Below are 22606 nucleotides of genomic sequence, written 5' to 3'. Positions count from 1 at the left end.
AATATCTTTGGATAGTCTGATAGAAAGGAAGGTATTACATGAAACCTTATATGAAAATCTCAATGGCAGCGCTGGCAATCGGTGTTGGCGTATGGGTTGGGTCCGTATACAGCAACACCGCGATAGGTGCGGGTACAAGCCAGCCAGGAACAGCGGATGATCCGGTAGTAACGAAGAGTTATGTAGACCAGCAAATTCAACAAGCTTTGGGTGGTAAAATTCCCACAGGAAGTGGTAACACGAATAGTGGAGGCAACAACAATGCAGGGGCGGGTAATACATCAGGGAACAACAACGGCTCTACAGGAACAGGAAGCACAGGTGGTGATACAACACTTCCACCAGTAGTATCTGGTGCGGCAGATGCTGTTGAGATCGTAACGGTGAAGCCGGGTCAGCAGCTGATCGGTAAGTCTGGCGCAGAGTTCATCGTGCGTAGCGGCAAAGCTGTGATCGTCAGTGAAGGTACGAATGGGGTAGCTGATCTGACGGACGGGATTGACCTGACGAATGGGCAGGCGGCGCCGTCCAATCACCTGCTTTCTTTTCCAAGAGATGGACGAGGTATAACGGTGTTGGATGGTAACAAGTACAGCCTGACAGTGATGGTGCGTGGTGGATATTCTCTGAAATAGAATGTGCATCTGTCCAAGAAATTATTCGGTTGTCATTCATTTTATTTGCGCAGATTAACCAGTTCTAACAAACATTAATATGGCTAGCCAACCTTGTTCCTGCTCACTCTATAACTGTAGACAACCAATAATCGGAGGTGCAGGAATCATGGCTAGAAGCAACCGCAAAGTGGTGCCGGAAAGTCGTCAAATGCTGGATCAGATGAAGTATGAAATTGCTGCCGAATTTGGGCTGAATGTGGGATATGGTGGCAGAGGCCTTGCTGGTGCAGATACCGAATTTGGTTCTGAACTGGGAGCTGTGAGTGATCACTCCTATGGCCATTATAAAGGCTGGGGCCACCTGACTTCCCGTGAGAATGGATCGGTTGGTGGAGAGATTACGAAAAGGCTGATTCGTCAGGCAGAGCAGCACTTATAGGGTATTTTCCTTATTCCAATTCGTTTGACACGTCTTGACAAATACGTTAAGATGGCAGTTGAGGTACGCAACCTTTTCCACTAGGGAAAGGTTGATTTTTTGTTGAGGCCATTACCTGAAAAATCCTTATCTTCGTAACTGCGGACCCGCGTCCTTATTCCGCCCGGAAAGCTTTCGAGGGTACAGTGAACGAATCACCGTAAATGTTTTGTTCGGGCAATCGCCATACTACTGGTTATGGGAGGTTGAAACTTCAATGTCTATTAAAGGCCGGCATCTATTCACATCGGAGTCTGTAACTGAAGGACATCCGGATAAAATTTGCGACCAGATCTCGGACGCCGTGTTGGACGCGTTCCTGGCGAATGATCCAAACGCTCGTGTAGCGTGCGAAGTTTCCGTTGCTACAGGCCTTGTGCTTGTCATCGGTGAGATTAGTTCAGCGTCTGAATACGTGGACATTCCGTCCATTGTTCGTAATACGGTTAAGGAAATCGGGTACACACGTGCCAAATACGGTTTCGACTATAATACTTGTGCAGTCCTGACTTCTCTGAACGAGCAGTCTGCTGACATCGCACAAGGCGTGAACGCAGCTCTGGAGAACCGTGACCCGGAACAAATGGCTCGCGAAACAGAGAACATTGGTGCTGGTGACCAAGGTCTGATGTTTGGTTTTGCAACCAACGAAACACCTGAACTCATGCCTTTGCCAATTGCATTATCACACCGTATCGCTCGCCGTTTGGCTGAAGTACGCAAGAACGGGACTTTGGAATACCTCCGTCCGGATGGTAAAACTCAAGTAACGATCGAATACGACGGTGACAAACCGGTACGTGTTGATACGATCGTCGTGTCCACTCAGCATGCTGAAGAGACTACGTTGGAGCAAATTCAAAAAGACATCAAAGAACATGTAATCCTGCCTGTTGTTCCAGCTGAATTGCTGGACGAGCAGACTAAATATTTCATCAACCCGACAGGACGTTTCGTTATTGGCGGACCTCAAGGAGATGCAGGCCTGACTGGACGTAAAATCATCGTGGATACTTACGGCGGTTATGCACGTCACGGTGGTGGCGCGTTCTCCGGTAAAGATCCGACAAAAGTAGACCGTTCCGCGGCTTATGCGGCTCGGTATGTAGCGAAAAACATCGTTGCTGCTGGTCTTGCAGACAAAGTGGAAATCCAGCTCGCTTACGCGATTGGTGTAGCCAACCCGGTATCGATCAACGTGGATACATACGGCACAGGCAAAGTCAGCGAAGAGAAGCTGGTTGAGTTGGTACGTAACAACTTCGATCTGCGTCCGGCAGGCATCATTCGTATGCTGGATCTGCGTCGTCCAATCTACAAACAAACGGCAGCTTACGGTCACTTTGGCCGTACAGATCTGGATGTACCTTGGGAACAAGTGGACAAAGCAGACGTTTTGAAAGAGCAAGCGGGTCTGTAAGTAAGTTTAAGATACAAATAGATTCAAGCCCTTGGTTCCGATAAGGAATCAGGGGCTTTTTTACATACATAAGTAATTGGGTTATAGAGAGAATCTACCGAACTAATTAATATTCCTTTTAATCCCTTTTGACTAAATAAAATGTCTGTTATAACCGACATACATAATGAGGTCTGTACATTAGACAGGAGAAGAAATATAAGTTGAGGGGGACGAATTGGTGAGTTTGAAACGAATGGCCAAGAAGAGTACAATTGGGCTTTTAATCGTAATATTTACCGCCCAAAGTTGGCTGACGGGCCTGCTTGGAGTGGAAAACACTGTTTATGCAGCAGATGACTTAACTACGCTGGGAGTCACGGCAACGTTACCTGTAGCAGGAGAGAAAAATGTGAATGGAAGCACCCCATTGGAGATCGAATTTGGCCAACCTGTTCGAAAAGCAGCGGGGACTACCAGTGGATACATATCAATAAAACGTGTGTCAGATGATACGGAGGTTATTCCACCTATCTTAGTGGACCCAACGGAATCAAGTAATATTAGCATTACACTAGATGACGCCAGTGTTCCGGATGTAGGGAGAAAAGTGACGATTAATCATGCACCTCTGCCAGGAGGGACATATTATGTTCAAATCGATAAAAATTCATTTGTATACGCGGATGAGAATAATACAGCTTTCAATGGACTGAGCAAAGAATGGACGTTCCATACACAAGGTGTAGGCACAGCATCATTGGTAGAGAAGGTTCCCGCGAATGCAGCGATGCAGGTATCACCTTCATCTAACATAACAATGACATTTAGTAAAAAGGTTTTTGCAGGTGCTGGGAAACTGCAGATTTTTCAAGGGACTACACTATATGAGGAAATACCTGTGAATGCAGGTTCTCCACGTGTTAATGGTCTGGGGACGAATTCCATTGTGATTGATCCAGAGAAAAACTGGAATAGTAGCAGCACATATTATGTTGTTATGCCAGAAGGTCTTTTAAGGGATGAACTTGGGAACGACACCAGTGGAATTGCAGGAACCGAGTGGGGGTTTGGCGTCATTTCGGATCCTACTGCCCTCACCGTATCATCTGTTTCCCCAACGAACGGTACGACGAATGCACCTTTGACGGGAGAACTAACGGTTACATTTAACAAAGAGCTTGATACCAATTATCCAGGCAATGCGACGTTGAGAAAGGCCAATGGTGGAACCGTAGCCGTAACAACAACCATTAGCAGTTCTAACAACAGACAGCTGCGGATTATTCCGCAGAGCACACTGGAAAGCAATACGAATTATTACGTGGATATCCCCGCAAATGTGTTTAGGGACAAGGCGGGTAACCTGTTCACCGGATTGACAGGTACCAGTACATGGGGCTTTAAGACGCTTAGCAGAGATACTACGGCCCCGGTACTTAAAACAGTCAAGATGTACAGTAACAATACGATTCGTCTTACCTACGATGAAAGTTTGTTCAGCGCGAATCCAGCTTATAGCAGCTTCGCGGTAACAGTAAATGGGGAAGCGCGTAATGTCAGCACTGCATATGTATCAGGAGATAGCGTATATGTCGTACTCGATACAGGTGTAGCTGTAGGGCAGGTTGTCCGGATCGGGTATACGCCTGGATTGCGTCCAATACAGGATAATTCGCTGAACCCGGCAGCTTCGTTTGCAGCACGAGATGTGGAAAATACATTGGACTCGGTCATGTCCAAACCACGGGAAGGTACTGTATATTACAGTACAATTAATCTCTACTACCCGGAGACAGTATATATCAATTCCAGTGATGCGGTGTCACAATTCAGTGTGACTGCAAACCAGTCTTCGGTAGGAATCAACAGTATATCCTTAACTAATAGTTCAATGGTTACATTGAATCTGAGCCGTTCCATTACCGATGGGGAAGTGGTTCGTGTCTCGTATGCACCAGGCTCTTCTCCTGTAAAAGACAGTCGGGGACAAGCTCTTGCGGGATTCAGCGGCTTCTATGTTCGGAATAGCATCGATACCAAGGCGCCTGAATTTCAGAGTGCTGAAATAAGTGGCTCCAAGCTATGGATCCGTTATAACGAGCCACTTAGAACAACCAACAAACCGTTAAAAAGCCAGTATTCTGTCCTTGTAGATGGTAAACCTTTATTTGTAAACGACACGGATATTGAAGATGAAACAGTCACGCTGACTTTGGCTTCAGCCGTAGGCACGAACCAGAATGTAACACTTTCTTATGTCCCTGGAGCATTGCGTCTGACGGACCTAAACGGTAATCCTGCTGGTTATATCAACTTAACCCCTGTAAGCTACACAGCGGGTAATGGTATGGTGAAATCAGCTACATTGCAAGGGGATACAGTGACTATTACCTTTAGAGAATCTCTGCAGTCACAGACTCTGCTTACCCCATCTCAATTTAGTGTACAGTTGGGAGGCTCACAGGTAAGTGTGGTTTCTGCTACAGCGTCTGGAACGACGGTAACTCTGAAGTTAGCCAGTTCAGCAACAAGTGGATCAACGGGAACCGTAAGTTATTCACCAGGAGTGATCCCGCTAAGTACGCTTCAGAACGTAATTGTTGAGGCTTTTGGACCGCTATCGTTAAGCCAAACTCAAAGTACGGGTTCTACTACTAACACTGGCAGTTTGAGTGGCAACTTGCCATCCTGGCTAACCGTATCGGACACATCGGCTTTTAACCAGTCCATGTATGTCATGAGCACGGATGCAGCGGCAACAACTTCCGCCCAGTCGCGCAATAGTCGCTCTACCCGTCAGTTTAATGTGGATGCTAGCAAGTTAAATCAGGCATTTCAATATGCAAACTTAAGCAATAATTCAAGTCGCATGGTGGTATTTGAAGTTCCTTCTACAGAAGCATCAGCTTACGTTGGATTCCCTATAGACACGCTGACGGAGATAGCGTCACGTGAGCGCTTTTCATTTATTGGGGTGAAATATGGTGAGCGCCTGTGGTCAGTGCCTTTGTCAGATTTGAATCCTTCCAGTATTGCGCAAAGCGTGAATGCAGGTTCGGGTTCTTCATACTTTTATATTCAACTTGAATCAATTCCTGTAACTGTCTCTGGTACGATGGACGGTATGCTTGCATCCGCCGGAGCACAGAGAGTATCCGAGATTACGGATGTTTATCTATCCGCCTATAATGGCTACAGTGGCCAACGTGCAGAACAACTGGTGAAGAGTTCAGTTGCACTCAGATTGCCTTCAACGACAACAGGACCGGCTACAGGTCTGGTCTACATTGATCAAGGTACTTCAGCTCTGGCTAATATTCCTCATCATTTCTCCAATGCAACTGGAGCAGTTATTATAACAGGACAGCTGAAAGGCAATCAGGCTATTGTGGCTGCGTCCCATCCCGTTTCATATCGGGATACTGCTTCACACTGGGCTAAGGACGTCATTGGTGAGTTGTCTGCAAAATGGATTATCAATGGACAAAATGGAACCTTGTATGTTCCTGATCAGCAGATATCACGAGCAGAATTCGCTACTTTAGTGGCAAAAGGGTTGGGATTGCCAGGCGACTATGCTAGTGCACAACAATTTAAAGATGTTCGGTATGGTGATATATCAGGTGCATATATTGGTGCAGCCGCTAAAGCGGGTATTGTCACTGGTAATACGGATGGTACTTTTAAACCGGATAGCCTCGTTACTCGTGAGCAGATGGCCATCATGATGGTTCGGGCTTTGGATTATGCCGGTCAGCCAACTGTTCTTAATACTTCGGCAGCGTCAATGTTATCGAAGTTTAAGGACAGCAACAAAATTCAATCCAAGGATTCTGTTGCTAAAGCGGTTCAGGGAGGCATTATCCAAGGAATGACATCGACGACTTTTGTGCCACAAGGTAATGCAACACGTGCACAAGCAGCGGTAATGTTGAAGCGTGTATTGAATAAATTGGGTTATCTGTAGTTCTAATCAGGAAAAAATCGATTTATCTAATTGAAGCGGAAAGCGATCAGAATAATAAGTCCATCTGATTGTTTTCCGCTTTTTGCTATGTGAGTTAATAGGCAAAATCTATTGATAGAAGGTGTTTTTATGATCAGAAAGTTGCTATGTATATTCTTGATTTTGGGACTCTGAGTTTATCCAAGTCATGGGGCATCAGGTGAATTATTCAGTGGAGGATCGAGAGATTACAGCCACTATTGGAGCGTCGACATTCACTTTCCTACCGAATGACGACTACATTAGTGGATCAGGAGATTATTACGAATTACAAAGACCAGGCATTCAAATCAATGGTAAATTCTATTTACCTATCCGCTATGCCGCCTGGTTAACTAAGCACTCGGTTAATTATGATAAAAAGTCGAATACGGCGTGGATGCTGCAGTATGGGTATGGTCAAGAGAAAGAGATACTTGATTTGATAACAACGTATGATAGAGCTTTTACTGTAAAACTACTTGCTTCAGATCATATACAGAGATCCTATTTGACGGACAGTAAGATTACACTCCCAGAGAGTGAAATTCCGGATCGAATCTATAATGTTGATATAACAAGCATTACATACGAATCTGCGAACCAGGCATTATTGTACGTTACTTATATTCATAATAATCAGGTAATAAATGACCAACATGAGGTCGTGTTTCGAATTATAAAGGAGAACAATCAGTGGAAAATACTTCAGGATCGATATCTTTCCCGTAATACTACGCTTCCAGAAGATATCGATAAAGCTGTAAGTATAATAAAAGAGAATTTTAATGATGAGCAACAAAGTGTCCTATCTGACTTAAAGACATATTATAGAGCATATAATCAGGAAGATTTTGATTTAACGTATAAGTATACTTCGCCATTTGATATTGAACGAATGAACGCAGATACTGTTGATGAATGGAGAACCTGGGAGCACATTACAAGAGCTTCTTTTGAGTATGGAGACACTACGTATCGTATATCCAATGAACGAGTTGTGTTTCTAGGGGAGAAGCAAGCTGTTGTTCATGCCACCTTGGAATGGAGCTACTTTTCAGAGAAGATAGAGCAGAACCGTTCTATATATGAGGCGCTGATCTACCTCGATTACGCCAATGGGCACTGGAATTATAGTTATGATAATGACATTAGTGCGAACGATGAGGATACCAATCGAACGTTAACCGAGATTCATTTCCCAGAGTTAGATTTAGAATCTGATTAATACGAATATACCGGTATATTCCCATGTACGGATAGTTAACTCCATATGTGGGTTCTTTTTTTGCCAAGAATACCCTCAAAGTTAGCTATTGGCGTAACTTTTTCCACAAAAAGCAGTCTATTAATAGAAGAGTATACTAGAGATCTCGCTATCTGCTGCCACGTGGCAGAGATCGTGATCTCTAAGATTGATATACAAGATGGGAGAGACGTTTCAAACATGTTGGGGAAACAAGGGAAACGGCTGAATGACGTTAAGGGTAATCAGGCAAAGAAATGGGCGATGGTAACACTGGCAGGTGTCATCTGGATTGCTCCGGTTCTGGGAGCGGGACAGCAGGTGTGGTCAGGCACTTCTTGGCAATCGGTAGCTGCTGCGGCATCTACAACGACAAGCAAACTGAGTGAAGAAATTCTGACTTCGGGTGCGAAGTTGATGAAATATAACTATACAACAACACGTTCTGGCGCGAAGGTAAACGTACTGGCAGACGTCATTCAAGTGGATTTGCAAAATCCATATGTGAAGCTGGACGTCATGACAGGCAAGGGTGGCAATCTGAACAGTAAACAAAGCACGGGTAGCATGGCCAAAGAAAACGGTGCAGTAGCTGCCGTGAACGGCGATTATTTCAATGTATCTGGTGAGCTCGCTCCAATTGGTGGACAGGTCTCGGACGGGGTCCTCGTATCCACTCCATCGGAACTGTCGGGCATGTATGCCCTCACTGTAACCAAGGATGGCAAACCGATGATTGATGAGTATTCATTCGATGGCACCGTGAGAGCAGACGATGGTTCAACCTTCCCTTTGCGTGGGATAAATAAAGAGGATTACACGGTCGAATCGAGTTCGGTCAAATACAGTCATGCCAATTCAATGTATATTTATACACCGGCGTGGACATCCACGAAACGGCCGAATGATCCCTCCACAACACCAACCGAGGTACTTGTGCAGAACGGCGTGATTACCCAGATTTCTGATAAAAAGGCGTTGGACATGACGGTGCCGAAAGATGGGTATATTTTGCGCGCGCATGGAACGGCAGCGACCTGGATTATGACCCATCTCACAGTGGGGCAGACGCTGAATGCGGATTACAAACTGAAAGCCAAAACAAGTGGGGAAACCGTTGATCCAAGCAACCTGGAGATGATGATCGGTGGTCACACTATTCTGGTGAATGGCGGCAAGGCGGCTACATTTTCCCGCGATATTGCTGCTTCCGGTATTGGTGGCATTCGTGCGAGAACAGCAGTCGGTTACTCTCAGGATGGTCGGTATGTCTACATCGTTGCAGCGGAGAAAAACAGTAACAGCAGCGGTATGTCGCTGACTGAACTGCAATCCTTCATGACTAGCATTGGTGTATGGAAGGGCATGAACCTGGACGGAGGGGGCTCCACAACGATGGTAACTCGTCCACTCGGCGAGGAGACAGCAGGGCTTACGTTCAACACGGAGTACGGTACAGAGCAGCGTCAGGTCGTAAACACGCTGGGGGTGTTCTCTACGGCACCGGAAGGCAAGCTGAAGGGCTTTGCCGTGAGTGGCAGCCAAACGTTGCTGGTAGGGCAAGAGGGCAAGTACACAGCCAAAGGATATGACACGTATTACAACCCGATTGCGACAGGCGATATCAAGATGACGTGGAAATCCAGCAACAACGGTATCGTGAGTGTAAGCAACGGAACGATCAAAGCCGTGAAGCCAGGCACAGCAACACTGACGGCAACGAGTAATGGCGCTTCATCCTCCATTAAAGTTAACGTACTAGGGGGCAGTGAACTGGCTTCGCTGACAGCAGGATCTGGATTGGGATCGCTCCAGGCGGGCACAACCATTTCAATCCCGGTAACGGCGAAGACGAAAAATGGGCAAAGTGTGACGGTTCCGGCTGACTCGCTGACATGGGAGTTTATCGGTTTCAAGGGTAAAGTCGCTGCCGACCAATTAACTGTATCTTCTGTGGACTCTGGCGCTCAAGTAGGTTATGCAATTGGTCGTTATGACGGTTACAGCACGGTAGTTGTTCTCTCCGCTGCAGGAAGTGAAACGATATGGGAGAACTTCGAAAATGTGAGCTACCCGATCAACTTCACGACCAATGCACCAGGTGTAACCGGATCGGCTTCCGTAACAGCAGGAACAGGTGAAAAAGCGGTCTCCAAGGTGTTGCAGCTAAGTTATGACATGACCGCAGGCACAGGTAAAATGTATGCTTATGCCCAATTGAACGGTTCCACCGGCAAAGAGGTATCTGCAACAGCGACATCCATGTCCATGGATGTGATGGGAGATAAAAGCTTGAACTGGCTGCGTGCCGAATTTACCGATGCCAATGGCAAAACGGTATATGCTGATCTTGCCAAGGCCATTGATTGGGAGGGTTGGAAAAAGCTCACTGTGGACTTGAATGGGTTGAACATGGCCTATCCGGCGAAGCTGAAACGGGTCTATGTGGTGAACGTGGAAGAAGGTCAGGATGAGCGTGCGATGACAGGAACGGTCGCTTTTGACAACATTGCTTTCACCATGCCATCGAAGTCCAGTGAAGTGGGATTGCCTACAGGAACAGCTTCGCTGGTGCTTGGACAGAAATCCATGACCGTTAATGGAACGAAAAAGGCAATTGATGCGGCACCGGTACTAAAAAATGGAACAACGTATGTGCCCATCAAGCATGTGCTGGACGCTTTTGGAGGGCAGGCGAGCTGGGATAGCAAAAATCAACGGATTACGGTTGTACGTGGCGGCAAGCTGATTGATCTGGTTGTTGGCCAGAAAGAATTCATCATTAATGGCAAAAGGCAAAGCGCTACAGTAGCACCATACGTATCTGGTGGTAGGACTTTAGTCCCTCTCAGACTCGTTTCGGAGCAGCTTGGACTGACTGTAAAATGGGAACAGAACACGAAGACCGTTACCATCTCATCGTGATATGGTATGATATATACCGGAAACGATAGAAATGGAGTCGAACAAACGTGGATTTACAAGCCGATGCCATAGACCGCGTCATAAAAAACGCCATACAAGTCATGGAAAACAGTAAATATCAAATGTTTGAGATTATGGACTCGACTCGGAATGAGCTGAAAACGCTGAACGAGGAGTTGAAGTCGGTCCTGAAGGAGACGGCGGAAACGATCGAGAAAGTAGATCAATTGGAGCTCAACTACCGCCGCTCCCGGATCCGGCTGACCGAGGTTAGCCGTGACTTTGTCCGTTATTCCGAGCATGATATCAAACAGGCGTATGAGAAAGCGACGCAGCTACAGCTGGATCTGATGATTTATCGTGAGAAGGAAATGTATCTGAAGGCCCGTCGGGATGATCTGCAGAAGCGTGCCAAAAATGTGGAAGCTTCGGTAGAGCGCGCCGAGACGATCGGCTCCCAGATGGGGGTTGTGCTGGAGTATCTGTCGGGTGAGCTGGGTCAAGTGACCCGCATCATTGAATCCGCCAAAAATCGACAAATGATAGGTTTGAAAATAATTTTGGCCCAGGAAGAAGAGCGGAAGCGTATTGCTCGTGAGATCCATGACGGTCCTGCGCAGATGCTCGCAAATCTAGTGCTTAGGACGGAAATTGTAGAAAGAATGCTCATAAAGCAGGATTTTAAGATGGTCCAGGCCGAAATAGTAGATTTGAAAGGCCAGGTTCGTTCGAGTCTTGGAGAAATGAGAAAAGTTATTTTCAATTTGCGTCCTATGGCACTGGATGACCTGGGATTGATTCCAACGCTTCGGAAGTACGTGCAGGATTTTGAAGAAAAAACAAAAATCCGCTCGCTTTTTGAAACGAGAGGCAAGGAACACCGGTTGTCTTCCGCGATGGAGGCTGCGATCTACCGCCTCGTGCAGGAAGGTCTGTCCAATGCTGCAAAGCATGCTTATCCCACTTATGTTGTGGTGGAAATTACATACCAGGCTCAGCTCGTCAAAATTGTCGTGCAGGACAATGGGCTTGGGTTCAAACCGGAGCTTCTTGCGAAGAAGAGCAAGGATCATACCCACTTCGGTCTGATTGGGATGAGAGAGCGGGTTGAACTGCTAGAAGGAAGAATAGAGATCGAATCCGCGGAAAATCAAGGAACCAAAATAGTGATTCATATCCCGACAAACGTGGATAAGGGAAAGGAGTAGCAGGATGGAAAACCGTGATACTGGCAAGACATCGATTAAAGTTCTTTTGGCTGATGATCATCAGCTGTTCCGTGAAGGTCTGAAGCGCATTTTAAATATGGAGGACGACATTGAGGTCATCGGCGAATGTGGCGATGGGATTCAGGTGCTCGAATTCTGTAACCAGGAGAAACCGGATATTGTATTGATGGATATCAACATGCCTGTTGAAAATGGGGTTGAAGCGACGGAGAAATTGCGTGAGCTGTTCCCGGATGTCAAAGTCATTATCTTGTCTATTCATGATGATGAGAGTTATGTGTTCGAGACGCTGCGTAAAGGCGCTAATGGATACCTGCTGAAAGATATGGAGGCCGAGTCCCTGATTAATGCGATTCGTTCCGTTCATGAAGGGCATGCATTCATCCACCCTAAAGTAACTGGCAAACTGATCATGCAGCTGCGTCGGATGACGTACCTTAACGAAACAGGGGCAATGAGCGAAGGAGCTTCAAAAGAAGCAGGCGTCAAATTTGTCGCTGGCGACAATAATCCGCTGACTCGTCGTGAAGCTGAAGTTCTGCGTCTGATGGCAGAAGGAAAGAGCAACAAAATGATTGGTGAGTTCCTCTTTATCAGTGAGAAAACAGTAAAAAACCATGTCAGCAGTATTCTGCAGAAAATGGAAGTGGACGACCGTACCCAAGCCGTTATCAATTCAATTAAATATGGCTGGGTAACGCTCTAATATCATTGTAGTACTACACAGTATAACCTTACGAGATCATAGGATATTCTGTTTACTCGCGCCCGTTCCAGAATGCTGGACTGGTTAGCGGGTTAATGGACTTTACTACTGCAAATGAGCAAAGCGTGGAGTTATGCGAAACTTAGGTTCGATTTTCGGCATGAATGAGTGAGCGACCTGGCCTGTCTTCTTCGTCCGGTGTCGATCAGAATGAATATGAGCATTTGGAATTGCAAGTGTAACCCTTCGGAAAGAGTGGCATATACTGCTGTATACAGGGATGTTCGCCATGGGTGAGCATGACCTTCCGAGGAGGTGCAGTTGCCATGGTTGCTCATCTGACTATGATTCTGCTCATATACTTCCTGGCGGCAATGGCCGTTCATGCCATGCACCAGCGCTATCTTTCCCATCCGGATCCCGAAGGCTACGAGCAGATTATGCTCATTCCTTCCAATCAGGAACAACGGATTGAAGGCATTGTAAGAGCGCTTTGCCGGGAATTATTTTACCGTGGAAAGAGCTTCACATTGACAGTTATCGCTGATCGTACGGAAGCGGAAACGGTTCGTATTATTGAAAAGCTTATGCATAGGCAAGGAATGGAGCTATCCTACCTGTCTGCTGTCCCTTCCGATATGGAACAGGTAACTCAGACCGGGAACCGTGCGATTCGTCTTATCGATTTGCGTGATCCAAAGCAGTAGATGTTTTTTTGCACCAGTTGGGCTCATTAATCGTGGATGCTGCTGAGACAGACTGGCTAAAGCGGGTCATCAGTCAGAATGCACTTTCAATGAAGTCATGCCAGCTTGCCAAAATAAGCTTGGAGTTCATCATGTTCGAGGTTAAAGATTACAGCGTATGCTGTAGTCTTTTTTTGTCATTGTAGCCAAGCTTGCTGTTAAATTAAATATGGGTTTTTATGCAATCTATGGTTATTGAGCCTTTGGAGGCTTGTTGAGGTGAAGAATGAACCTTTTCGAATTCAGAACTCTTAAGTTAAAAGTATAGACTGCGCGGATTGGAAAAAGTTTCGCATGATAAAGAAAGAATATCGTTATTAGTAGGATTGGTAAAATGGGCCTATTGGGCAGATTTGGAGTACAACAACTTGTGGGAAGCTTTAACAATTGATATAGTGATTATACAAGTAGATATTGAATTAAGTGAGATATGGACATGAAGCACATGCTCCGACAAATAGTCGGTTGGCGTGTGCTTTTTTTGCGTTTGGAAACAGGGAGAAGAGGGAGGAGAGCAGATGAAGGTTGGATTATATGTGTGCCGGGTTAGAGAAAGGTGGAAGATGATGCTGTCCCTGGATATCCGGGTGGATGTAGCGTGGTGGCTTGAAGGTATGAGCGGACAGCAGGTGTTGCGGTGGTTGCTGCTAGGCAGAGAGCTGCCTTTAAGTCAGGCCTCTTGGATGGTTGAGAATTTTGAAATGGAGCGAGGCATGGATCAATGGGGCGGGGAGCACTGGCAGGCATATATGCAGCGGAAAATGGATGAGTATGAGCGAGTTACTGGGGAATATGAGGATAGGATAGGGATTGGGCACAATGCAGGGAGTGCTGCTGGCAGGGAGCTTGAGGTGGGCGGGATGCCAGAGTCGTATCCCGCCGGGGAGTGGGCTCAGCTGGAGCGGGGCGCAGCCCTGCTGGCTGAGCTGCTTCGCGGCCGCCAATTGCTGGCGGCCGAGGCAGAGGCGCTGCTGGCGGACACGGCGCCGCAGCTTGCCTCGGTTTGGCGCGCGGCTGCGCAGCTCGCGCACCTGAGCGGGCGGCTGAGCATCACAGCCGCCCTGGAAGGGCCTGCCACGCGGCGGCAGCGCCTCGCGTGGCTTGGCCGCGCGCAGAGCGCGCCCCGCTGCCGCCGATGCGGCAGCTTTGCCGGGCAGCGCGTGCCCTGCGCTGCCTGCGGCCTGGCGGCGTGCGCCTACTGCGAGGCTTGCCTCGCGTTGGGGCGCAGCCGTGCCTGTGCGCTGCTGCTGCGCAGCGCAGCGCCATGGGCCGTGCCACGACGCGGCGAAGCATCGCGTGGCACGACCGTTGCCCCCACCGAGGGCGGACTTGCCCGGTGGGGGTTGAGCCCGGCGCAGAGCGCGGCGGCTGCCGCGGCGCTGGCGTTTTTGGCCCGGCCATCCGGAGGAGATGGGCCGGAGCGGTTTTTGCTGTGGGCCGTGACCGGGGCCGGCAAAACAGAAATGATTTTCCCACTGCTCCAAAACATATTGGAGCGGGGTGGACGTGCGCTTGTTGCTACGCCGCGCCGGGACGTCGTGCTGGAGCTGGCTCCTCGTCTGGCGAAAGCATTCCCCGACATCTCGCTCGCTACGCTATATGGAGGCAGCACCGAGCGCTGGAAAGACGCGCAGCTCACACTCGCGACTACGCACCAGTTAATGCGTTTTTATCAGGCGTTTGATCTGGTCATCATCGATGAGCTCGACGCATTTCCCTACCATAATGATCCTATGCTGGCTCATGCGGCGGCGTCCTCGTGCAAGCCTGATGGCCATTTTATGTACTTGTCTGCTACGCCACCAGCCCGGCTACAGCGGGAAGCGGCGCAAGGGAAACTCGATCACGCCAGAGTTCCGGTGCGCTTCCACCGCTATCCTTTACCCGTGCCACGTTTATTGAAGATGCCTACAGTCGCCGAATGTATTCGGAAGCGCGAACTGCCTGCTACTCTTAAAAAGAGTATTCAGACTTCCTTGCAACGAGAAGCACAGGTATTTGTATTTGTGACACGGATCGCTCAGATTGAGGCGTTTGTAACTCTCATGCGTCACATATTTCCGCAAATCCATATCGAAGGAACATCATCCCAAGATCCGGATCGTGCGAGCAAAGTTATTGCTTTTCGTGAACGGTCGATCCGTCTGCTCGTGACCACCACTATCTTGGAGCGGGGCGTCACCATTCCGCGCAGCGATGTATTTATTTTGGATGCGGATAACGGGCTCTTCGACGAAGCTTCTCTGGTACAGATGGCGGGCAGAGCAGGTCGCTCCATGGATGATCCAGCAGGAAGGGTCGTCTTTGCATCCTCCCGTCGTACGCGATCCCAGGTAAAAGCGGTGGCACAGATCCAAAAAATGAACACGATCGCAAGGCGCAAAGGCTACCTCCATCCCCCATCACACCAATAAATACGAAAGGAGGCTAATATTCGATGCCCAACTGGTTAACTAATATAACCGACCATCTGCAACATCTCACCCATCGCCTGCATGGCTTGTTCGCCCCACCGGGAGCGACTTGTCTAACCTGTGGTACTCGAGCGTTACTATCTCCAGTCTATCCAGGCATATGTCAGCGTTGTGTGCAGCAAATTCCATGGATTCGTTCCATTCGCTGTCTGCGTTGTGGTCGGGGGATCGGCTGCCCGGACTGCGTCCGCACACACATGCAAAACCGTTCTTTTATATGCAACCGCAGCGCCGTCCAGTATAACGCTCTTATGAAAGAGTGGATTGGGATGTACAAATTCAGAGGACACGAGCGCTACGCGCCGCTATTAACTGCGCTTATTATTCAAGCATTCCAAGCAATGAGTGAAGAACTCAACCCTGTTTTGGGAAAAGAAACCCTGGCCCCCGTGGCTCATCCCGCCACACCTGCTCATTACCAGGTGGATGCCAGCTTGCATCCACCTGACTCGAGCGCGTCAACCAACGCACTCGTTCACCGACCTGGCGGGCGCGGAACAACACACGCGCCCGTTCAACGACTTGGCTCGCGTCAATCAATCAGCGAGCCTGTTCACTCACATGCCGTGTTTGCGCCCGCACATACACGCTCGCAACACCACAGCTCATACGCGTGCTACACACACGCTCATCCCGGAACAGCGACGCGAAACCGCCAGTCGCTGCTCCAAAACAACAAGCCGCGATGGCGGCCAGACGCGGTGACCTATGTGCCCGTCAGCAACGAACGCCTTGCCGAGCGCGGCTTCAACCAGGCCGAGCGGCTCGCAGCAGGACTTGCCGGAGCCGTCCGCCTGCCTGTAGTTGATCTGCTGCAGCGTCGGATCAACACCACCAAACAAAGCTTCAAAACACGCGGCGAGCGCATTCAGACCATGCAGGATGCGTTTGCAATGCAGCCAGGTGGAATGGAGCTGATGTTCGAACTCTATAGGACCATCAATCAATCCACACAAAAGGACATGCATTCCCAACGGGCAAATTTATACGCTTATGGGCAGGAAGTGTCTTCGAATAACAGATCAACGGAACAAGGTTGGCAAATTGCTCCCTTACGCTTGCTGATGATTGACGATATTTACACAACGGGCAGTACGTTGGATGCTTGCGGACAGGTAATCCTGAACACTGGATCTTCCATGAACCTTCCAATTGAAATTTACACGCTGACGTTGGCCAGATCCTGAATAGGACAGATAGCTTGAGCAGATAGTTACTTAATAATGGTCCGATTATGAGAAGCAGGTTACATGATGACAAAAATTAATAGCTTACAAATAGGAACTTATGTTCATATATTTATAGCGTTATCTTTTTTTGGATTTTTATATGCATGCATATGATTTGTATATTGGTTGTTTGATGAAATTTGGAGCTTTATTAAACAAGAATATTTTTACATGTGAAAAAGAGGAATCCCTTCTTCCATGTAGAATAGATAGTTCTGCCGTTCACCATAGGTGACAGTACGGGGAGTGGCACAACTTATCTGTTTAAAGGGGAGAACAACGGTGGGTGCAGGGAAAAGAAAAAACGGGTTTTACTTATGGATCGTCCGTTTACTGGTGTTCATGCTGGTATTCGGACAGTTTGGCGTGTACGGGGGGAATCGGGCACATGCCGAAATGGTTCAAGGAGGTGTACTTTCTTCTAGTAATGATTCTCAGTTTGTTCTTTACGTCCAAGAAGGTAAATTAAAATCAAATATGAATCAAGTTGAATTAAGGTGGCAAAGATCTGAGAATATTCCGACGTCAACGTTACCTTCCTTTAAAAGTCAGTTAATTGTAGGGGAGACTAACGATATTTCTCAAGTTTTTTTTGGGACATACCATTCAACTTATACAGGAGAAGTTAAGCATGCTTTCGTTGTTGAATTCAATAAACTTTGGGAGGAATATCACCAAGTTGACTTTGTGAATGGAGATTGGCTATTTTCTGAAACCGATCCATTAGGAAACGTGACTCCGATTGAAGTATATGACACGCAAGTCAAACCCCTGAGCCTGGTGATTAATGCCGAAACAGGTCAAGTTGTAGATTTGATTGCCAACATTAACCCATACTATCATTCGAATGAGGAGATTTATTCGTTTATACCTGAAATAGTAGATGTAGAAGAACCTTCTGTGCCAGTTGAAACCCCAAACGAATTGGTAGCTAAAGTGAGTGATGGTTCGGTTGAACTTAGTTGGAATAAATCAAATAAAGCAACTGCTTATGAAGTAGAAGTGAATGGAATTTTAAAAGGGCAATCGTACATAAATACGTGGGTTGATCATTCTTTGAATTCGAACTCAGTCTATAACTATAGAGTAAGAGCGGTGAATTCGTTTGGAGCAAGTGAGTGGAGTGATACTTATTCAGTAAAAACATTATTAAGCAAGCCTTCTCTGAACGTTATTCCAGTGGCAAGAAAAAATACAATTCAATGGTCACCTATAGAAGAGGTGGATTTCTACCAATTGCAAATTGATGAGGATGAACCGGTTCATCTGAATGATACTTATTCATATGATCATGTAGATTTAGTTCCGGGGTCCAACCACTCCTATAAACTCAAAGCGTTCTCTTCTGATAACGAGAGTCTTTGGAGTGATACCTATTCTCAACTTACTGTATCCGATTATGAGAGTGGTTTGAAGATCATGGAAGCTAAGTCCAGCCAGATTAAAGTCAGTTGGCAGGCTATGAGTGGTGCCGTGGGATATGAACTAGAGATCGACGGCAAATTAGTTTCAGTATCGGGCACATCCTATACGAAGACAGGACTTACACCTGATTCGCAGCATACTTTCCGGGTAAGAACCAAAAACAAACTGGAAGTAGGAAGCTGGAGCAATTCTGTATTGGGTTTGACCCAATTAGCGACCCCTGTACTTAAGACAAATTCTTTATCATCAAAAGACACTCAATTATTTTGGCAACTCATTAAAGGAGCTTCATATTACGAAATAGAGATAGATGGAACCATAGTTGGCAGATCTATTGATCCTACTTACATTGTTGAGGGATTAAATCCGGGAGAGTCACATAAATATCGTATTCGTGCATTAAGTGATACTAACGATAGCGCTTGGACGGGAATCGTTTCTCAAGTTACTCAACCCGACATTGTAACCGGATTAAATGTTACTGCCTCTACCAATAAATCCATAACACTAAAATGGAATGCTGTTAAAGGTGCAACTGCGTATGATTTGGAAGTGGATGGCGTTATTGTTTCTGTATCCGGTACAAGCTATATTAAAAGCAATCTTCTACCTGACACGGATCATGTTTTTCGAATCCGATCCAAAAATGCAGCAGGCGTAAGCTCATGGAGCGAACAAATATTGGGGTTAACCAAACTTGTAACGCCGATATTAAAAGGGAATCAGACGAACGCGTCAATTACACGGGCCTGGGTTGCTAATCCAAAACGCTACATCATATGAAATTGAAGCAAATAGGAAGACTGTAGTTGTTACGGATGAACAAGTATTTTGCACTCCGAATTAATTGCATTAAGTACTCACAAGCACCGCATTCGGGCGCTAAACAGTTCAAACATAAGTGGATGGACCACATTGCTTAGCGTAAAGACATTAAAATAAACTTCTATTTTCTAAGATCAGCTTGCGCATTGACGCAGTCTTTTTCTCATATTTTTGGTATGATATTAAAAAGTAGACTTGAAAAGACGTTATAAAGTAAAGTATACCTAGTAGAAGTTTGAGAGGGGCGTTTTAGCGATGAATCTGGGTAATTGTCCTCGCTGCGGAAAATTATATGCGTTGAATTTTCGAGATGTATGTTCGAACTGTATCAAAGAAATTGAGCAGGAATATCAGTCATGTGTAGACTATCTACGTGAGAATAAGGGTACCAATATACAGGAACTATCTGATGCAACGGAAATTTCTATTAAGCAGATCACCGGCTTCATTCGGGAGGGTCGGATTTCCATCGAAAACGCCCCGAATATGATGTATCCTTGTGAAGTATGCGGAACGTTGATCCGCGAAGGACATATGTGCGACTCTTGTAGAAGTCGCTTGACGAAGGACCTGGCTGGGGCAGCGCGTGAGGTAGGCCAGAAGGATAACGGCAATATAGGCGGACGAACCTACAATGCTGTCGACAAACTGCGCGATTCATAGGAACGAGGGCTTAAATACCGTTTTTGCTATAACAAATGTTTTGGAACGTACCGATAAACTTATTAAAGATTATCGGTTTTTTTTATTATCCTAATTGTTCGTTAACATAAAGATAATGTAAGAAGAAACATTGATCGACGAATGTCCAAGGGAGACAGACCGCATTTCAGCAGTAGTTTTTCTTGCGATTATAGAATTTTTCAGCTTGGCTGAAAACGTCTGAATTCTATAATCTAATAAAATCCTAAGGTAAAGGAAGTGTAGTTCGTATGAAAATCAATGAACCGAATAGAATTGGTGCTATCAATTCCTATCAGAGGAACGTTGAATCCAATCAGCAGGCTGATGCCAAAAAGAGCCGCCGTAAGGACGAAGTATCCATTTCTCCGGAGGCGATGAAGATGCTTGAGGAACAAGGTCGTACACAGGATGCAGGACGTATACAACGTATTCAAGAATTAAAGGAACAGGTAAATTCGGGAACTTATCAAGTAGACAGCCAGAAGCTTGCCGAGAAGCTCGCTCCATACTTTAAGAACTTCCCTAATCAATAGGAGGACACATGGCAATTGAATCGATAATTGATGTACTTGCAGAGCTGGAGGCCGCACATGTGGATATGCTTGAGCTGGGGGAACGGAAGAAGGAAGCTGTTGTTGCTAACAAAGTTGATATACTGATCTCTCTAATTAATCAGGAATCCAAACTGCTGAAAAGGATTGAGTTGATCGAGCAGCAAAGACTTCAGGCTGTCCACCAGTTTCTGGAGGAACGTGGCATCAAGTCCAAGTTGAATCTGACCATTAGTGAGCTGATGAGACTAGTTTTCGATGCCACAGAGAAAAGGAGACTTCTTGAAGCTCAAACTTCATTAACAGATGTACTGCAAAAGGTGAAATATCTTAATGAAGCCAATCAACAGCTTATTGAGCAGTCGCTCTCGTACATCGACTTTTTTATTGAGACAATGTCATTTCATTCTGAATCAGAAGCCACGTATCAGAATCCTTCGGAGAAGCCTTATGGTATGGCTCGCTCCGGACTATTTGATACTCGAGCATAATAATGGGGGAAAAACAATATGGCTTCAACATTTCATTCAATTGAAACGGCCAAACGCAGTCTGATTACACAAACGGCCGCTTTGAACACAACAGGACATAACGTTGCGAATGCGAATACACCAGGTTATTCACGTCAAGTCGTTAACATGACTGCAGCAGATCCAATTGATGCAGTGGCGTTTTATCGCACAACAGCGCCAGGCCAGCTTGGAACGGGTGTAGAGTTTAACTCGATAATGCGTGTTCGCGAATCTTTCCTTGATGGCCAATTCCGCAATGAAAATACCTCTCTTGGAGGATGGACCGTTCGGAATAGTACACTTGAAAAGCTTGAAACGATTGTGAATGAACCTTCGGATACGGGAATCCGTACGGTACTGAATAATTTTTGGAACTCTTGGTCCGATCTAAGCCAAGACCCACAGGACATTACCAACCGCAAAATTGTGAAAGAGACAACTTTGGCGTTGACAGATGGTTTGAATCAAATCAGTCTCCAATTGGATGCGCTGACTAGCGACCTGACGAACAACGTTTCATTAAAAACGACCGAAATCAATTCATATCTGCAGTCCATAGCGGATCTGAACAACAACATCGTAAAAGTAGAGCGACTTGGAGACAATGCCAATGATTTGCGTGACAAACGCGATTATGCCGTAGATCAGCTCTCCAAGATTGCAGGCGTTCAGATAACAGAACTGGATAGTGGCTACCAGGTAACGATTGCAGGCCAAGTAGCAGTCACCGGAGCAGCAGTTGTTCCTGTCACGGCTGATATTTTGGAGAACGCCTATCAAGCGGGTACGCTAACGGGTGGCGAGGTCTACGGAATGATCCATTCCCGTGATCAATATGTAGCAGACTATCGCAATCAGATAAATCAGCTGGCCAATACGCTCGCAACCGGGGATATTGAGATTACCATTCCTGCCGGATCCGTATTGCCTAGCGGTACGGTTTTCAACAATGTGACCTATTCAGATGCCAATAACAATAGAACGCTAACATCAGATTTGAAAGTGACAGTTCAAGGGATCAATGGGCTGCACAAACTGGGCTATACGCTTAGTGGAAATACGCCAACAGCGGGCGGAGACTTCTTTACAACCAAAGACGGCTCAGGAACGATTACGGCTGGGAATATCACATTAAGTACAGATATCCAAAATGACCCGAATAACATCGCAACTTCGATGCGTACTACCGGAACAGGTACAGGCGAGAGTGTAGTACTGGGGAATAACAGCTTGGCGCTGGCCATGGCTGGACTAAAAGATTCAAAATTTGATTTTGGTACTGGACTGTCCAAACCGACCACGGTGGATGACTTTTTTGGCGCGATTGTGGGTCAATTAGGTGTCCAGACTCAAGAAGCCAATCGTCAGGCACAAAATGCTCAACTCCTCACGGAGCAGGTTGACTTAAATCGCCAATCCGTAAGTGGCGTATCTCTCGATGAAGAAATGAGTAATTTGATTAAGTTTCAGCATGCTTACAGTGCCGCTGCCCGTTTCATGACTGCATACGATGAACTACTAAACAAACTAATAAACAGCACCGGTGTAGTCGGTCGCTAAGACGTAGAAAGG

17 protein-coding genes are annotated in these 22606 nt (G+C 46.6%); all 17 read left to right on the top strand.

Features of this window, described 5'->3' with window-relative positions; translation table 11 throughout:
* Positions 1-38: 38 nt before the first annotated feature.
* The 17 genes from JNUCC31_RS11605 to flgK all read left to right on the top strand — a co-directional run bounded on the left by JNUCC31_RS11605 (position 39) and on the right by flgK (position 22594).
* Positions 39-635: a hypothetical protein gene (locus tag JNUCC31_RS11605; protein WP_192271252.1), complete on the top strand. Its 597-nt coding sequence runs from the start codon at positions 39-41 to the stop codon at positions 633-635.
* A 148-nt stretch (positions 636-783) separates the two neighbouring features.
* Positions 784-1056 (top strand): alpha/beta-type small acid-soluble spore protein, encoded by a 273-nt coding sequence (locus JNUCC31_RS11600; protein WP_192271250.1) that lies wholly within the window; start codon positions 784-786, stop codon positions 1054-1056.
* A 256-nt stretch (positions 1057-1312) separates the two neighbouring features.
* Positions 1313-2515, top strand: a complete 1203-nt coding sequence (gene metK / locus JNUCC31_RS11595) for a methionine adenosyltransferase (protein WP_192271247.1) — start codon at positions 1313-1315, stop codon at positions 2513-2515.
* Positions 2516-2735: 220 nt separating this feature from the next.
* A complete protein-coding gene (locus JNUCC31_RS11590; RefSeq protein ID WP_192271245.1) occupies positions 2736-6464 on the top strand; it encodes a SwmB domain-containing protein in 3729 nt (1242 codons plus the stop codon).
* Positions 6465-6675: 211 nt separating this feature from the next.
* Positions 6676-7710, top strand: coding sequence for a hypothetical protein (locus tag JNUCC31_RS11585; protein ID WP_192271243.1), 1035 nt, complete (start codon positions 6676-6678; stop codon positions 7708-7710).
* A 219-nt stretch (positions 7711-7929) separates the two neighbouring features.
* On the top strand, positions 7930-10653 hold the full coding sequence (locus tag JNUCC31_RS11580; RefSeq protein ID WP_192271242.1) for a stalk domain-containing protein: 2724 nt from the start codon (positions 7930-7932) through the stop codon (positions 10651-10653).
* 47 nt (positions 10654-10700) lie between these two features.
* Positions 10701-11861, top strand: coding sequence for a sensor histidine kinase (locus tag JNUCC31_RS11575; RefSeq protein ID WP_024631628.1), 1161 nt, complete (start codon positions 10701-10703; stop codon positions 11859-11861).
* A gap of 4 nt (positions 11862-11865) precedes the next feature.
* Entirely contained in the window at positions 11866-12588 is a 723-nt protein-coding gene (locus JNUCC31_RS11570) for a response regulator transcription factor (protein WP_062321765.1), read from the top strand.
* A 299-nt stretch (positions 12589-12887) separates the two neighbouring features.
* Complete coding sequence (locus tag JNUCC31_RS11565) at positions 12888-13295, top strand: hypothetical protein (RefSeq protein ID WP_228469623.1); 408 nt, start codon at positions 12888-12890, stop codon at positions 13293-13295.
* Between the two features lie 557 nt (positions 13296-13852).
* Positions 13853-15748, top strand: coding sequence for a helicase-related protein (locus JNUCC31_RS11560; RefSeq protein WP_192271240.1), 1896 nt, complete (start codon positions 13853-13855; stop codon positions 15746-15748).
* Between the two features lie 109 nt (positions 15749-15857).
* Positions 15858-16052, top strand: coding sequence for a hypothetical protein (locus JNUCC31_RS33265; RefSeq protein ID WP_228469622.1), 195 nt, complete (start codon positions 15858-15860; stop codon positions 16050-16052).
* Positions 16053-16509: 457 nt separating this feature from the next.
* Complete coding sequence (locus JNUCC31_RS11555; RefSeq protein WP_192271239.1) at positions 16510-16995, top strand: ComF family protein; 486 nt, start codon at positions 16510-16512, stop codon at positions 16993-16995.
* Between the two features lie 324 nt (positions 16996-17319).
* Positions 17320-19245 (top strand): fibronectin type III domain-containing protein, encoded by a 1926-nt coding sequence (locus JNUCC31_RS11550; protein WP_192271238.1) that lies wholly within the window; start codon positions 17320-17322, stop codon positions 19243-19245.
* A 297-nt stretch (positions 19246-19542) separates the two neighbouring features.
* The gene (locus JNUCC31_RS11545; protein ID WP_192271236.1) at positions 19543-19950 is read left to right on the top strand and encodes a TIGR03826 family flagellar region protein; all 408 of its coding nucleotides are present in this window, start codon (positions 19543-19545) and stop codon (positions 19948-19950) included.
* A gap of 269 nt (positions 19951-20219) precedes the next feature.
* Positions 20220-20504, top strand: a complete 285-nt coding sequence (flgM, locus tag JNUCC31_RS11540) for a flagellar biosynthesis anti-sigma factor FlgM (protein WP_062329757.1) — start codon at positions 20220-20222, stop codon at positions 20502-20504.
* 8 nt (positions 20505-20512) lie between these two features.
* A complete protein-coding gene (locus tag JNUCC31_RS11535; protein ID WP_192271233.1) occupies positions 20513-21013 on the top strand; it encodes a flagellar protein FlgN in 501 nt (166 codons plus the stop codon).
* Positions 21014-21031: 18 nt separating this feature from the next.
* Positions 21032-22594: a flagellar hook-associated protein FlgK gene (gene flgK / locus JNUCC31_RS11530; RefSeq protein WP_192271231.1), complete on the top strand. Its 1563-nt coding sequence runs from the start codon at positions 21032-21034 to the stop codon at positions 22592-22594.
* Positions 22595-22606: the final 12 nt, after the last annotated feature.

The sequence above is a fragment of the Paenibacillus sp. JNUCC-31 genome (assembly GCF_014844075.1).
Taxonomy (GTDB): Bacteria; Bacillota; Bacilli; order Paenibacillales; family Paenibacillaceae; genus Paenibacillus.
This window is presented reverse-complemented; position numbering and strand designations above follow the sequence as displayed.

Excerpts from the sequence above, each read along its gene's own strand:
- JNUCC31_RS11545 (WP_192271236.1), top strand. The coding sequence starts at position 19,543 with ATGAATCTGGGTAATTGTCCTCGCTGCGGAAAATTATATGCGTTGAAT.
- JNUCC31_RS11565 (WP_228469623.1), top strand. The coding sequence starts at position 12,888 with ATGACCTTCCGAGGAGGTGCAGTTGCCATGGTTGCTCATCTGACTATG.
- flgM (WP_062329757.1), top strand. The coding sequence starts at position 20,220 with ATGAAAATCAATGAACCGAATAGAATTGGTGCTATCAATTCCTATCAG.
- JNUCC31_RS11535 (WP_192271233.1), top strand. The coding sequence starts at position 20,513 with ATGGCAATTGAATCGATAATTGATGTACTTGCAGAGCTGGAGGCCGCA.
- JNUCC31_RS11600 (WP_192271250.1), top strand. The coding sequence starts at position 784 with ATGGCTAGAAGCAACCGCAAAGTGGTGCCGGAAAGTCGTCAAATGCTG.
- JNUCC31_RS11580 (WP_192271242.1), top strand. The coding sequence starts at position 7,930 with ATGTTGGGGAAACAAGGGAAACGGCTGAATGACGTTAAGGGTAATCAG.
- metK (WP_192271247.1), top strand. The coding sequence starts at position 1,313 with ATGTCTATTAAAGGCCGGCATCTATTCACATCGGAGTCTGTAACTGAA.
- flgK (WP_192271231.1), top strand. The coding sequence starts at position 21,032 with ATGGCTTCAACATTTCATTCAATTGAAACGGCCAAACGCAGTCTGATT.
- JNUCC31_RS11605 (WP_192271252.1), top strand. The coding sequence starts at position 39 with ATGAAACCTTATATGAAAATCTCAATGGCAGCGCTGGCAATCGGTGTT.
- JNUCC31_RS11560 (WP_192271240.1), top strand. The coding sequence starts at position 13,853 with ATGAAGGTTGGATTATATGTGTGCCGGGTTAGAGAAAGGTGGAAGATG.
- JNUCC31_RS11570 (WP_062321765.1), top strand. The coding sequence starts at position 11,866 with ATGGAAAACCGTGATACTGGCAAGACATCGATTAAAGTTCTTTTGGCT.